Annotated in this window: 11 protein-coding genes; 5 read left to right on the top strand and 6 right to left on the bottom strand. The window is 48.5% G+C overall.

The genetic code is table 11. The annotated features are described in order from the left end of the window. Positions 1–146: 146 nt before the first annotated feature. Entirely contained in the window at positions 147–1,565 is a 1,419-nt protein-coding gene (locus NF543_RS23965) for an aminotransferase-like domain-containing protein (RefSeq protein ID WP_257670680.1), read from the bottom strand. A 93-nt stretch (positions 1,566–1,658) separates the two neighbouring features. On the opposite strand from NF543_RS23965, the gene NF543_RS23960 reads away from it, so the two are divergent. Beyond that, entirely contained in the window at positions 1,659–2,549 is an 891-nt protein-coding gene (locus tag NF543_RS23960) for a DMT family transporter (protein WP_257670679.1), read from the top strand. A gap of 58 nt (positions 2,550–2,607) precedes the next feature. Here the strand turns inward: NF543_RS23960 and NF543_RS23955 are convergent, their stop codons facing one another. Further along, positions 2,608–3,174, bottom strand: coding sequence for a dihydrofolate reductase family protein (locus tag NF543_RS23955; protein WP_257670678.1), 567 nt, complete (start codon positions 3,172–3,174; stop codon positions 2,608–2,610). 18 nt (positions 3,175–3,192) lie between these two features. On the opposite strand from NF543_RS23955, the gene NF543_RS23950 reads away from it, so the two are divergent. Further along, positions 3,193–3,804, top strand: coding sequence for a Crp/Fnr family transcriptional regulator (locus NF543_RS23950; protein WP_257670677.1), 612 nt, complete (start codon positions 3,193–3,195; stop codon positions 3,802–3,804). A 72-nt stretch (positions 3,805–3,876) separates the two neighbouring features. Further along, positions 3,877–4,671, top strand: coding sequence for an alpha/beta fold hydrolase (locus NF543_RS23945; protein ID WP_257670676.1), 795 nt, complete (start codon positions 3,877–3,879; stop codon positions 4,669–4,671). Between the two features lie 243 nt (positions 4,672–4,914). Here the strand turns inward: NF543_RS23945 and NF543_RS23940 are convergent, their stop codons facing one another. Beyond that, entirely contained in the window at positions 4,915–5,877 is a 963-nt protein-coding gene (locus NF543_RS23940) for an NAD-dependent epimerase/dehydratase family protein (protein ID WP_257670675.1), read from the bottom strand. A 220-nt stretch (positions 5,878–6,097) separates the two neighbouring features. Continuing rightward, the gene (locus tag NF543_RS23935) at positions 6,098–6,490 is read right to left on the bottom strand and encodes a hypothetical protein (protein ID WP_257670674.1); all 393 of its coding nucleotides are present in this window, start codon (positions 6,488–6,490) and stop codon (positions 6,098–6,100) included. Positions 6,491–6,687: 197 nt separating this feature from the next. On the opposite strand from NF543_RS23935, the gene NF543_RS23930 reads away from it, so the two are divergent. Both NF543_RS23930 and NF543_RS23925 read left to right on the top strand, forming a co-directional pair. Next, entirely contained in the window at positions 6,688–10,194 is a 3,507-nt protein-coding gene (locus NF543_RS23930; protein ID WP_257670673.1) for a DEAD/DEAH box helicase, read from the top strand. A 23-nt stretch (positions 10,195–10,217) separates the two neighbouring features. After that, positions 10,218–10,901: a hypothetical protein gene (locus NF543_RS23925; RefSeq protein ID WP_257670672.1), complete on the top strand. Its 684-nt coding sequence runs from the start codon at positions 10,218–10,220 to the stop codon at positions 10,899–10,901. A 150-nt stretch (positions 10,902–11,051) separates the two neighbouring features. Here the strand turns inward: NF543_RS23925 and NF543_RS23920 are convergent, their stop codons facing one another. Both NF543_RS23920 and NF543_RS23915 read right to left on the bottom strand, forming a co-directional pair. After that, complete coding sequence (locus tag NF543_RS23920) at positions 11,052–12,359, bottom strand: HlyD family secretion protein (RefSeq protein ID WP_257670671.1); 1,308 nt, start codon at positions 12,357–12,359, stop codon at positions 11,052–11,054. Positions 12,360–12,397: 38 nt separating this feature from the next. Then, entirely contained in the window at positions 12,398–14,584 is a 2,187-nt protein-coding gene (locus NF543_RS23915; protein WP_257670670.1) for a peptidase domain-containing ABC transporter, read from the bottom strand. Between the last annotated feature and the right edge of the window lie 60 nt (positions 14,585–14,644).

Below are 14,644 nucleotides of genomic sequence, written 5' to 3'. Positions count from 1 at the left end.
CTTCATAAATCCTCTTTTGGGTAACTACGTTTTATGCATTATTGACGATAAACCGTAGTAAAATAACATTTACAAAGATAACGATTTAAATGTCGAGGTATTTGGCGTTTATGGCTATATTCGTATCGCGCCGCCCGCACCGGGCATTAGCTTTGAAGCATCTTAGCCAGATTTCCGAGTTGTTTTAATTTGAGCCTCACATCATCAGACCATTGCAAGCCGATACACAGTCGCATACAGTTTTGAAATTGGTTTTGTAGGCTGAACATCCTGCCCGGAGCAATACTTATTTGTCTTTTAAGGGCATAATTATACAGTTCTGCTGCATCAATTTCTTTCGGAAATTCGACCCACAGCGCGAGCCCGCCCTGTGGTCGACTTATTTTAGTTCCATAGGGAAAATGTTCTGCTATGGCAAGCGCATAGCGCTGATAATTTTCCTGTAATGTTTTACGAAGATGACGAAGATGATTTTCATATCTGCCTGTCATCAAGAAATTTCCAACAGCTTCGTGGATTACAGTGGTAGCAGATAAGGCATGGACCAATTTTAGTTTTAAGATCAGGTCTTTGTACTTACCGGGTGCAACCCAACCCACGCGATAACCGGGTGCAAGTGTTTTCGACACCGAGCTGCACCACAGAACGTTACCGTCCGTATCAAAAGACTTACAGCATTTCGGACGTTCCGAGCCAAAGTGAATATCCCCGTAAGTATCATCTTCAATGAGCGGAATATTGTATTTTGCTAACAGGGCTACTAGCTCTTTTTTGTGCTCATCGGGCATACAATAGCCCAAAGGTGTATTGAAATTGGGCACTAAAAGACAGGCATTTACGTTAGGCAGTAGTTTTCTCAGCGCGTCGATATCGATTCCGCTGACGGGGTGTGTAGCCACTTCCAATACGTTCAGGCCCAAACTTACGGCAAGCTGTAAAATACCCGGGTATCCGGGGCTTTCTAACGCTAGGGTGTCTCCAGGTTTGGTTAATGCCATCAGGCATAGTGCCAAAGCGTTCATGCAGCCGTTGGTCGTTATCACATCGCTTTCCTTTAAATGCCCCTCCCAAGACAATGAACGGGCGGCTATCATTCTCCGGAGCTTCATATTACCCTGTAGGGGTTCATATTCCGTTCCGCCCTCTTTCAGTTCCCGAGTCGCAAGCATAATTTCTTTTTTTAGCTTTGCCAATGGCAACAGTTTACCGGAAGGGACACCGATTGAAAAAAGCGTCAAATCATTACGCCCCAAAGTGGAATAAACGCCGCTTATCAACTCATTCGGCTCGGTATTTTTGGCAACAGGTAGCGGCTGGCTCGCTTCGGGCAAAGGAAGTTTCAGGTAATTTAGAGGGCTTACAAAGTAACCCGACTGGGGTTTTGATTGCACAAGTGATTGGGCTTCCAATTCCAGGTAAACCCTTTTTGCCGTATTTACACTTGTTCCGTGTTCTTTGCTCAACATTCTCACGGAGGGCAGACGTTGCCCTGCTTTCAAAACACCGGTTTTGATTTTATTGGCAATGTTGCCCGCTATCTCCTGGTATAGAAAACCGTTCTTCATCGTGCAAAGTTAACTGTGTCCATCAAATTACCAAAAACTGTGACTGTGTTTATCCATTCCAGTTGCCGAATTTTGCTCCCACAATAGGATATAATGGCAGAAATCATCATCAGAAACGTAAAAGAAAGCACAGCACAGGGTTGGTTCAATGGCTTTATCGGTGTGGTATTGTTTAGCGGGTCGTTACCTGCTACAAGGATAGCGGTTTTAGAATTCGACCCGGTGTTCCTAACCGTTGCACGCGCTTCCATTGCCGGACTACTAGCCCTTGTTGCTTTATTGGTTTTTAAGGAAAAACGCCCCACGCGAAAACAGCTTTCACCCTTGGCTATTGTTGCTCTTGGGGTGGTGGTAGGCTTTCCGTTATTAAGTGCGTTGGCGTTGCAGTATGTTACTTCGGCTCATTCCATTGTCTTCGTGGGCATATTGCCTGTTGCTACGGCTGTCTTTGGTATCATTCGCGGAGGCGAGCGTCCACGACCTATATTTTGGCTTTTCTCAATTTTAGGTAGTCTTTTGGTGGTAGGTTATGCAGCAGCACAAGGGCTTACGACCTCGCCCATTGGCGATATCCTGATGCTTGCGGCAATCATTCTTTGCGGATTGGGTTATGCAGAGGGCGCAAAACTTTCAAAAACAATGGGCGGTTGGCAGGTCATCTCTTGGGCATTGATACTTTCTCTACCCGTAATGTTGCCGCTTACCTTGATCTATATGCCATTATCGTTTGAGGGCATCAGCAACGGGGCTTGGATTAGCTTGGCTTATGTATCGCTGTTCAGTATGTTTGTTGGTTTCATTTTTTGGTATCGCGGGTTGGCACAGGGTGGTACTGCAACCGTAGGGCAATTACAGTTGTTACAACCGTTTTTCGGTTTGGCATTAGCCGCTTCATTACTTCACGAAGAAGTAAGCATGGGTATGCTAGCCGTTACGGTTGGCGTAATCCTATGCGTAGCAGGCACCAAGAAATTTGCGAAGTAAAAGACAAGAACAGCTAAGCACAATTCCGGATAAGGTCGTCAACGATTAGCATAGCAGACTAGGTGGCGTTCACCACGTAGCGAAGAATGACCGCGCCGTTTGCCAAAGGACGTACATCAATGGGTACCAGTTTCGTCCTTTCAATCTTTTGGAATAACGACAATCCGCCGCCTAGCAGCACCGGGGCAACGGTAATGCGGAGTTCGTCTACAAGCCCCATCCGCAATAACGCCGATGCAAACTCGCCAGCGCCCCACACGACCATGTGTTTGCCGGGCTGCTGCTTCAGTGAGGCCACTTCCGTGCTGGGCTCGCGTGCGATGCGCGTATTCGCCCAGTCGGCCGATTGCAAGGTCTTCGAGAACACGATGTGAGGGGTGCGTTCCGCCCATTGTGCGTATTTCCGTTCATTTGGATCGGCATTCGGATCGGTCAGTACCGACCGCCAGTAGTCGGCATATTCGGGGTACATATTGCGCCCTACCACCACGGTATCTACGTCTTCAAGATGGTTGAACATGTGTTTCCAGACTTCCTCCCCTGCCGTGAGCCAGTCCCCTTCGCCGTTTGGCCCTGCGATGTAGCCATCGAGTGACATATGCACTGTGACAATTAGCTTTCTCATATTGCTGATCACTCACCCATGTCAGCAAAGTTTTATATATTGGAGAAAACTGAGTTTGATTTTATGGAGCGCTATCAATTTTTCAAACAATTCCACAACATCAGCCTAACGGACTATCATTTATTGACTGATTGCCTTAAAGCCAGGTCGTTCAAGAAAGGAGAGTTCATTACCGTGCCCGGACAGATCCAACGGAAACTTTACTTTGTAAAAAGCGGTGTCCAGATGGCTTACTTTGAGACCGGCGACAAAATCTATACGCTTGCCTTTACCTATTTCCCCTATCTGTGTGCCATCGCAGAATCGTTTTCATTTCAGGTACCTTCGAAATACCATTTGGTTTGTTTGACAGATAGCGAATTGGAATACATCACGCATGACGATTTGCAAAACCTGGTCGACCAATCACAGCAAATGGAAAGGCTCTTCAGACGGATGACCGAAGCCATGTTTGCCGGCATGATTGATCTGCATATCGAACTGCGTGCAATGACCATTGAAGAACGGTACAAAAAGTTTTGCCGGAAAAGTCCGCATCTGCTTCAGCTTGTACCCCATAAATACATCGCCTCTTATTTAGGCATAGATCCCACTAACTTCAGTAAGCTGTTCAACAACGTTAAATTTTGATGTTGGCGTAGACCAAGATTTGTTTGCCCGGTCGTTTCGACCTTTGTGATTACATAAACACAAAAGAAAACGATGATGAAAACAAATGGAAACTATGCCGATGTCAATGGACTGAAAATGTATTATGAAGTATATGGTACCGGGAAACCACTGCTCCTCCTGCCCGGAGCGCTTTCGGGAATCGGCACGGCATTCGGGAAGTTAATCCCACTGCTCGCAACGGAAAGACAGGTTATCGCAGCCGAATTTCAGGGATATGGCCACACAGCGGATATCCCCGAGCGCCCACTCTCTTATGAGCAACTTGCAGATGATGTTATTGAATTACTCCGTGTTTTACATATACCGCAAACAGATATTTTCGGGTATAGTACGGGTGCTGGAGTCGCGTTGCAAGTAGCTATCCGTAGACCCGCCATGGTCAGAAAACTGATACTGGCATCCGTTAGCTACAGGAGCAGCGGGCGGCACCCAGATCTCAAGACCCTCTTCAGTCCGGAATTCATGGAACAAGCCTTGAAAGGATCTCCATATGAGGCTGAATACCTGAGCACAGCCCCAAGGCCCGAAGACTGGTCGAAGCAACTGGCAAAAGTAAGGGCATTTGAACAGGAAGTGCAGGATTGGTCGGAGGATGAAATCAGAATGATTAAGGTTCCCGCGTTGATTATCGCTGGCGATGCGGATATCGTGCTGCCTGAGCATACCCTTGCGTTGTATAAATTACTCGGTGGCGGCAGCTTAGGTGAGCTATCAATGCCTGCCTCACAGCTTGCCATATTGCCAGGAGTCATGCATACGGCATTAACACAAAAAACAGATTTGCTGATGGCTATGATTCCGAATTTTCTTGATCTTGGTAATTAGTGCTTTCACCTCTGAACTGGCGTACCCTAAACAGGGATGGCCCACTGAAGATCAATCAGTGCCGACATTGCGGGCATCGGTGAAAACTGAAATAACCATTGTGCCTATCTTCTACAAGCGATTCAGGATGTATATCTGGTACAGGAGATTGATTTAGCATAGAACAGGGGTAGTCATTAAAAAGCGTCCTTAAGCCTACCATGTACAGAAGCTTTTAGTTAAACATAAAAGACTAGACTACTTTTATTTTTTAAGCGCGCTAATTCCTTCCTCAAATGTAATTACGTTTTTGTAGCCGAGTTCTCTTCTTGCTTTTTGATCTGAAACTGAAAACTCCGTGGCCATCAATCGAATCAATGGGGGTGAAACGGGTGGAATTGTACTCAATCTGAAAGTCTTCCAAATGCTTCCAAATATACGCGCCATAATGACTGCAACCCAACGCGGCATTTCTTTTTCTCCAGGATCCAAGCCATAGGCTTGTGCGATTTCAGTTAATGTTTTACGCCAAGACCTTCTATCACCATCTGTGATAAAAAAGGCTTCCCCGCCTATATCTGAACGTATTGCCGCAAACAGAGCCTGCGAAAGATTTTTAATGTGTATGGTTGACAATATTTGATGACCTCCGCCTACCCATCTCCATTTTCCATCTTTAATTCTTTTAAATACCTGCTCATAGTGGTGGTTATAAGGCCCCCAAATCAACGGAGGTCTCAGAGCAATCGTTTGGAAATTATCAGAATTCGCTTCTAGAACAGCTTTTTCCGCAATAGCCTTGGTTTTGGGGTATAAATCCCTGGGGAGTCCTTTTTCCGCCTGATCTTCTGTAAGGTTAACTAATGGCGAACCCGGTACTACGGGTGCAGCGCTTAAAAAAATAAATTTCCTAACCCCTACCTTTTGTGCCATTGACAGTAATTGCTTTGTGGCATCTACATTAATGCTATAAAACGGTTTAGGATTGTACGAGAAATTCATAAAAACTGCCGAATGAAATACAAGCTCACAATTGCGAAGAGCCTGCTCCGTATTCTTGGATAAAGAAGTCAGATCATCCCTTACCGGGATGGCACCTAAACCCGTTACTTTTTCGGCTGAACCTGAACTCCTCGCCAGGGCATAAACTTCATGTCCTTCGTTAATTAAATCAGGAATGATGTTTTCTCCTACAAAACCAGAACCCCCAGTAACAAATATTTTCATTTCTTTCTCTTTTGATGAATAACTATGCAAAAGTCAGGAACTTCAAAATGAAAGCACTTGCCATATGGCAAAAAGGGATTTCGATCCAAACTTGACCCATGGTTATCAAAAGCGAACGGAACTGGAGTGAGACCTCACACCGCGTGGGAAAAAATCCAATGGGTAAGAAGCAGCGATAAAACGCGAGATACGTTGCCTGCATAACCCATAAAGCACGGATTTAGCCAGCGGGCCGTGGCTTATCGATAAGAGCCCGCAATGCTTGGATAGTTTCGTTTTTGGAAGCGACGGTTTCCCTAAGCGCGTCGATAACTGCTTGTTGGTCTGGGTTCGGGCTGTTTTTTATTGGTGAAACGGCGTGTTTATCCCCAACGGCATCGCATAAAAGTCCGTCGGAAACCCCAATAAGGTAATCACTGCTCAATTCATGGTATGATTTTTTCAGCCTAAAGAAGTGCTCAATGGTCGCTTTCTTCCGGCCGGTCTTCAAATCGTTAACACCAGCTTTATTTTCCGAAATAAGCTCACCAAACTGCACATAGGTCTTTAATTTACCTGATTCTTTCAGATATTCGAACACCTGAAACAGTCGCTCGTTGTGTGATAAGCTCATAAAATATGAAATTATTTTACTTTACGCTTTAAAGTATAAAATATTAATACTATCTTTGTGGTAGTATGAACAAACTTAGGCAAATTCCTCCTAATAAAAGGAATTAACCGATCTCTCCGCTGCCACAGAAAGGCTTGATAAGCGGAAATGTACTGTAAAGAGACAGGATATTCATTAAACTGACCTAATTATCTACTATGAGTGAACAAAAAACTACCATTTTAGCCACATCCCTGGAACAACAAGGACAGAAGAAGACACGAAAAGCATCCGATCCTTTTATCATCCCTTGGGAAGATGGGGAGGCTTTTAAGCTGACGACCGAATACTTGGCCACCTTTGTCACCGCTGATGAACTTGCCAAATACAAAAAGGAATACTTTTATTCCTATAACGATCGATACGATGTAGGCACGGAAACGTTGTCTTTTAATGCCTCCACATCTAAAGGTTGGCATATCATCAGTTGTCATATCGGAGGCGAAAACCTATCCGTCAAATGCACTTGCAAGTCGAGAAATGACGGGATATGCAGTCACGCTTGGGTGTCGTTATATACGTTGACCAGTAGGTATGGCAGCCAGTATTTTAAGCGCTTCCGCAATCCAGCTATCGAAAAACTGTCTTTAGCACAACGAGATATCTTACTTGTCAGCGTCAACCGTGATGGTATAAGATTTCGTGCCCACGAAAATTTCGGGCGGCTATTTGGGTTTTACAACGGGAATGAGCGATTTTATGAGAACCATCATCCAATTGTGCTTCAAGAAAAGGCTATCCAACACGAAAAAACACTGGTATACGGTATTCCGGATGATGGTATAAGTTTCCCGGAACCCATATTGATCCCGTTCTATGCAATCGAAAACCCAAAGCGTTCGATCAAACGACCTTTCATCGCATTCGACAAGAGTTTCATTTTTAATGGAAATGGGCAGATGAGGGACGGGCACACGTTCAACCAAACCCTTATCAATACCCTTTGCCAGGAAATGGTGAACGTATCGATGGCGTGGCAATCGGTGTTGGAGACCCGGTTTGAGGTCAGCGAAAAGAAGCCCCGGCATGAACCATCCGAACACGAGTACAAAAATCATTTACTCTTCAAGTATTGGAACGCTTTATTACCGTTATTGAAGGATGAATATATACTGGCCTATGAATCGACTTATAGAAACCCTGCAATCACCCGTCCTCAAAACCGTCTATCTTTTAAGATCAGACTGACAGACCAAAATCCTGCTATTTCATGTGTACTTACAGATAAAGAAACGCATGTCGAATTTCGTTTGAAAATCCAGGTCGACAATGAGGTATTGGATAAACCTACCTCATTCCCCCATTCTTCAGGCTTTTTCATTTCCACGGGCAACGGTAATGATTATACCATTGTCCGCTCGCTCCGTGACGCCGAAATTATCAGGCAGTTCGCACGTGCTAATTATTGCATTTCCGTTTTGCCCGAGGATTTTCAGAAGTTTAAGGAAGAAATATTAAATTCAATTGTTGAGCATTATCCCATTACGGTGGAACGTACTGATGGCGATGCATCTTTTTTTCTGGTAGAGGAGCCGCTAGCGGTATCACGAAGCTGTGTGCACATAAGCCGTCAGGGCGATGACATCACGTTGAAACCAACGATTGTGTATGGCGACAACCACCATGTGAACCTGATTTCGCATGGAAACCCGATATTCAGGTCAGCAGGAAAGCGAGAGAAAGTCTATCTCCGGCATGCTGACAAGGAACTGAAGTTCAAAACTATGATGCAGTCGCTCCATGCCCAACTTGCTGTACAAACCGATTGCGGACAGTATCGCATCCCATTCCCGTTAGTACAGAAGGGGAAATGGCTCATTGAAGCGATAGAAACCCTAAAGGAAAAAGGTATTGAAGTTTCGGGCGTTGACAAGCTGGAAGGGTTTGAATTCAATCCGAATCAGCTAGAATGGAATATGCAAATAAAGGGGGATTGCGACTGGTTTGATATCGCCTTCGATATCAAATTCGGGGATCAACAGCTGAGCCCTGCCCACCTCAAATCGATGGTCAAGAATCCCGGGGGGTACGTATATCTTCCGGACGGATCGGTCGGCCAGATACCTTCAGCCATACAGAAAAAATGGATTCCACTTTTTCAACTTGGGGAGGCTACAGAAAGAGGGTTAAGGCTTTCAAGCAAACACTTTACAACCATTCGAACTTTCGCCGGCAAAATCAGCGAGCCTAAGATCAAGGAACGGATTAAGCAGCAGCGTCAGAAACTCCAGTCCCTCGACAAAATCCAGCCCTTGCCAAAGCCCGAAACCGTACAGGCGGTACTGCGTCCGTACCAGGAAATGGGGTTCAGCTGGATGGGCTTTCTGCGTGAATTTGGTTGGGGAGGTATCTTAGCTGACGATATGGGGTTAGGTAAGACGCTACAGGTACTCACGTTGCTCGACTACCACTACCAGCAAACACCCGAAGCCCCCGCGTCGTTGATTGTTGTTCCCAACTCGCTTTTGTTCAATTGGCAGCAGGAAGTCCAAAAGTTTACGCCGCATCGACAGGTACTTGTGCATCATGGTACCAATCGTGATGCTCAGCTTGATTGCGAGGCGGGTCAACTGGTGCTTACTACCTACGGCACATTAATCTGGGATATCGAAATGCTCCAGACCCAACGATTCAGCTACCTTGTCTTGGATGAATCCCAAGCGATCAAGAATCCATTATCCAAGCGCTTTGAATGTGCACAGGCAATCCAATCGGACTACCGATTGGCGTTGACTGGTACACCCATCGAAAACGGTATCGCTGACCTCTTTGCCCAGCTGGATTTTGTTAACCCGGGCTTCTTGGGCACATACGGACAGTTCAAGAAAAACTTTCCCGGCATAGCCGATGGCACAGCCAGCAGTGAAACTAAGGAGTCCCTGCAACGGATCATTGCGCCTTTTATGCTAAGGCGTACCAAGGCACAGGTTGCCAAAGACCTTCCGGAGAAAACGGAGATGATCCTTTACTGTGACATGCTGCCGGAGCAACGGAAAATATATGAACGTTATCGCCGGTATTTCCGAGGGGAGCTGGAAGGCAAAGTAAGTGAAGGGATGGATAAGGCAAAGTTTTTTGTATTGGAGGGGTTGATGAAACTGCGCCAGGTGTGCAATTCCCCTTCGCTTATAAAAAGTGAAAATTTACCCAATGTGTCTGCAAAGTTGGACGAGATGAAGGAGCATATTCTCGAAAAGACACAGGGGCATAAACTGTTGGTGTTTTCATCGTTCACCGCCATGTTAGCGCTGATGAAAACCGAACTGGAAGGATTAGGTATCTCCTACGCTTATCTGGATGGGAAAGTGCCGGGCGATCAACGCCAAGCGGAGGTGGCAAGGTTCCAAAACGACGAAACCTGCCGGGTATTCCTGATAAGCCTCAAAGCCGGTGGCACAGGCCTAAACCTTACGGCAGCAGATTATGTGTACATCCTCGACCCTTGGTGGAATCCCGCTGCCGAGGCGCAAGCCATCGATCGATGCTACCGTATCGGGCAGGATAAGCATGTAATGGCGTATCGGATGATTTGCAAAGACAGCATCGAAGAGAAAATCCTCAATATGCAAGCCAGCAAGAAAGAACTCGCGGATTCGCTCATCCAAACGGATGGCAGTGTATTGAAAGCCTTGAACAAAGACGATTTGCTGCGATTATTTGATTAAAAATAAGCTAACTAACCGATGTTATGGAACCTAAAATCACATCCTACGCCGGAATGCTTGACCAAAGCGATTTTAAACAATGGTACAAGTATGTGGATTTCCGGATAGCCTATCAGTACACCTCGGAAGAAGTTTCTTTTTTGATGAGTAAACCTCCTTTTTATTTTTCTGACTACGAAGTCATATCCAGCGCATCTCGATTGACTGCCGACGATTTAGGGGTATTATCCGGTATTTTTAGTGGCTCAATGCCGAAGCAACTCGAACTGAATGAAGACGACTTTGGGCTTTTTGAGAAGCGGATTGTCCGCGTAAGGCGAGTGGAGGAACCCAAACAGATCTGCTTTGCCATAACCATCCCCTGGACCATAAAAAAAGGCCAAAAAAGCATAAAATTCCATGAGCAGAAAAGACGCATTAACATTGCGGAAATGGCTGAAATTCGACTGCGGATCCAGCAGACTTTGGATAGGCTGTTCAAATTGGGGTATTTCCGCTGTGGGAGGACAGCGCTCGACATATACCGCACCGCGGAAGAACGCTGCCGGTTTTCACCCATACTTAGGCCGCTATACGTGAAAGAAGGCCTTTATCGTCTAATCAACGCAGGCAGCCTCACACTGAAAATGAAAAATGACTATCTGCGGTTCCAAGAGCCTCACTTGGACCATCCGGTATTCCAAGAATCCGGATTGTTGTTCACCTAGTCAAAGCCGCACATCACCTTGGACGTGTAGGCCAGCCTTGGCAATCTTACGATCCAAATTGTACATTCCTTTCAGGAAGTAAATGCAAATGTTCGTGTCAAACATACAACACAATTGGAAAAGGTGGATGAACCGTGGCTTATCCCTACCTTAATCCCTACCCAACACCAACCGAATGTTCCTCACCAACCGCTGCAGCAGGGAGGCATCCTCGGTGACAATCTCGGCCGTGCCAACCATGCCGGTAGTGAGCCGGATATGCCGATGCGGGGCAATCGGCTGCAGGTCCACCCGCGAAAGGAAGATGCTGTCTTGGTATGGCACGCCGCTCAGCCGGCCCACCGATCCCTTCAGTACCCCGTACTCCTCGAACGGGAAGCTATTAAGCTTCACCAACACTTCCTGCCCCTCCTCCACCTTGCCCATGTTGTATTGGGGGATATTCACCTCCCCGAAGAAATCGGTGCTACCCGGGTTGATATGGAATACCTCCTGTCCCACTTCGATATGCTGGTTCCGCTGGATGATGCCCGCATACACCACCGTGCCCGCCTGCCGGGCGGTGAGCACGTGCTGGCTTTTCCACTGTTCCGCCTCGCTGATGAGGCTGTTCAACGCCTGCATGAATTTCGACTTCTCCTCGGCGATCTGGTTGTCCAGGTCGGCCAGCTCCTTTGCCTTGGCCGTGTGGCTGGCCTCGTTGGCCAATAAGGCCGACTGCGTCTGCTGCATGGGGTGTTGCTTGGCCAGCAAAGTGGCCTGCTGCTGCTGGTATTCCGAAGGGGAAATGACCTTCCGTTCGGCCAGTTCCCTGTACCGTTCGAATTCCGTTTCGGCCAATGTGTACTCACGTTCCTGCAATTCCCGCTGCAATTCCAGTTGCTTGCGTTGCTGTTCGACGTTTTGCATGTCCCTCTGGATGTAAGCCCGCCTTTTCAGGTAGATGCCGTCGCCTATCGCCGCCCGGTAGGTGAGGTAGGATTGGTAGAAGGCCTGGTAGCTATTCTGCAATTCCCCCAGTTGCAGGTTGATGGGAGGGGCCACCGCCGTGGATTCTCCATAGCCATCCCCGAACTGCCGGTCCCTCAGCCCATGGAGCCTCTCCAATAGTTCCAGCACTTCCCCATGGTCGGCCGTGCTCTCCATCCATGCCAACGGCTGGCCTGCCTCCACGGCAGCGTTCTCTTCCACCAAGATGTCCACGATGTTGCCGGAAATCCTGCTGATGACGGCCTTGGGTGCATTCGCTGCGTTGATGCGTACCGGTGCCCGCACGATATCGGGATAGCGGATGAATGCCGCCAGCGCCACGATGCCCAACAGTACCACCAGCACCCATGTGATGCCCCAGCGGAGCAACCCATGCGGCGGCGTGCCGATGATGTCTTGGATGTCCTCCGTGTGGACTTCCCGCCGATCGGCGGGTAAGGTATCCGGTTCTTTATCTTTCACGTCCATGGTCTAATGTCTCAAATCTCACGTCTCATATCTATCTATCAATTCCCCAATTCCAGCTGGTTTTTGACCAAATGGTAATAATCGCCCCGCTTCGCCGTCAGTTCCCGGTGGGTGCCCTGTTCCACCACACGCCCCCTGTCCAGCACCACGATGTTGTCCGAATGGCTCACCGTGCTCAGCCGGTGGGCCACGATGATGGCTGTCCGGTTTTTCAGGAAATCCCTCAGGTTATCGATGATAACCCGCTCGTTGTTGGCGTCCAAGGCGTTGGTGGCCTCGTCGAAGAGGATGTAATGGGGATCCTTGTACACCGCCCGAGCGATAAGCAGGCGTTGCCGTTGCCCCTGGCTGATGCCTTTGCCGGCTGTGCCAATTTTCGTTTTCAGCCCGAAGGGTTGTTCCTCGATGAACTCACCGAGGTTGGCCATGCGGATGGCTTGTTCCACTTTCTTGCGGTCGGGGAACTCATCCCCCACGGCGATGTTGTTCTCGATCGTGTCAGCGAAAATGAACCCGTCCTGCATCACCACCCCGCAGGCGTCCCGCCAGGTAGGGAAACCGATTTGGTTGAGCTTGGTCTGGCCGATGCGGATTTCCCCAGCCTCGGGTTCATAGAACCGGAGGATAAGTTTCAGTATGGTCGTCTTGCCGCTGCCGCTCATGCCCACGATGGCGGTGGTCTTCCCCTTGGGGAAAACCAAATCGATGTCCGTGAGCACGGGATCGTTGCCCGCGCCGGGATACCGGAAGGTGACGTCACGGAGCGATATGCTTTTATCCAGTGGGAGTTCCCTGAGCCATTCCCGTTCCACCGGCTCCTCATCTTCCTCCCGGTAGATCTCGTTGATGCGTTCGAGGCTGATCTTCGCGTCCTGGTAGGACTGGATGAAGCCCAACAGCTGCTCGATGGGGCTGCTCACCATGCCCACGATATACTGGATGGCCACCATGCCCCCGAGGGTGAGGTCGCCATCGATCACCGCCTTGGCGCTCATGAACGTGATGAAGATGTTCTTGAGCTGGTTCACCGCCATGGAACCGGCCTGCTGGTACTGTGACAGTGCCAGGCTCCTGACCTTGAATTTGAACAGCCGTGCCTGTATCCCTTCCCATATCCAGCGCTTCTGCCTTTCGCTGTTGTTCAGCTTGATCTCCTGCATGGCGCCCACCAGTTCGACGATGTTGGTCTGGTTGTCCGATGAGATCGCGAAGCGTTTGTGGTCCAGCTCGCGCCTGCGTCTGAGGAACAGCAGTATCCAGCCGGTGTACAGCACGGTGCTTCCCATGAACACGAAAAAGACGCCCGCATGGTAGAACGCCAGCACGAAGCCGAAGACGACCAGGTTCACGAAGGAGAACATCGTTCCGAGCGTGGAGCCGGTGAGGAAGGCCTCGATGCGCTGCTGGTCGGCCATGCGCTGCATGATGTCACCCGTGGTCTTGGTCTCGAAGAACTTCATCGGCAGCTTCATCAGCTTTATGAGGAGGTCGGTGAGGATGGAGATATTCACCCGGGTGCTGATGTGCAGCAGTATCCACGAACGGATGAACTCCACGCCCGTCTGCCCGATGAACAGGGCGATCTGGGCGATGAGGATGAGGTGGATGAAGTTGAGGTTGCGCGTACTGATTCCGATGTCCACCACCGACTGGGTGAGGAAGGGGGTGATGAGCTGCAGGATGGTTCCGACTAACAGTCCCAGCACCAGCTGCACGAACAGCCTACGGTAGGCGTAAAAGTAGCGCAGCACAGTGCCCCAACGCAGCACGGTATTGTCCCCGTCGCCCTCGTCATTTTCATAAAACTGGGGGGTTGGACTTAGCGCCAAGGAAACACCGTTGTAGAGCTCCTTATGGGCAAACCAGTTATCGGTGAATTCCTTTTCGGTAAGTTTCCGCCTACCGCTGGCGGGGTCGGCGATGTAATAGCACCCCTTTTTCACCTTGTACAGCACAACGAAATGGTCCTGCCGCCAGTGCAGGATGCAGGGCAGCAGGATCTCACCCAACTGTTCCAGTGTGAGCTTCACCCCCTGTGTTCGGAGGCCAATTTTCTCGGACGCTTCACTGATACCCAACAGGTTCACTCCGGTTTTGGTAATCTGGCAGAGCTTGCGCAGACGATGGATGTCAATATTGCGGCCATAGTGTTTGCACACCATTCGTAGGCAGGTGGCCCCGCAGTCCATCTGGTCCTGTTGGCGGTAGTGGGGGAAAAGTTTCAATATTAAGCGGTCTATAAAGTCAAGCTATTGAGTAAGATATTTCTGCTTCAGTCGTTCGTA

It is taken from the genome of Parapedobacter tibetensis (assembly GCF_024704835.1).
GTDB classification, from domain to species: Bacteria; Bacteroidota; Bacteroidia; order Sphingobacteriales; family Sphingobacteriaceae; genus Parapedobacter; species Parapedobacter tibetensis.
This window is presented reverse-complemented; position numbering and strand designations above follow the sequence as displayed.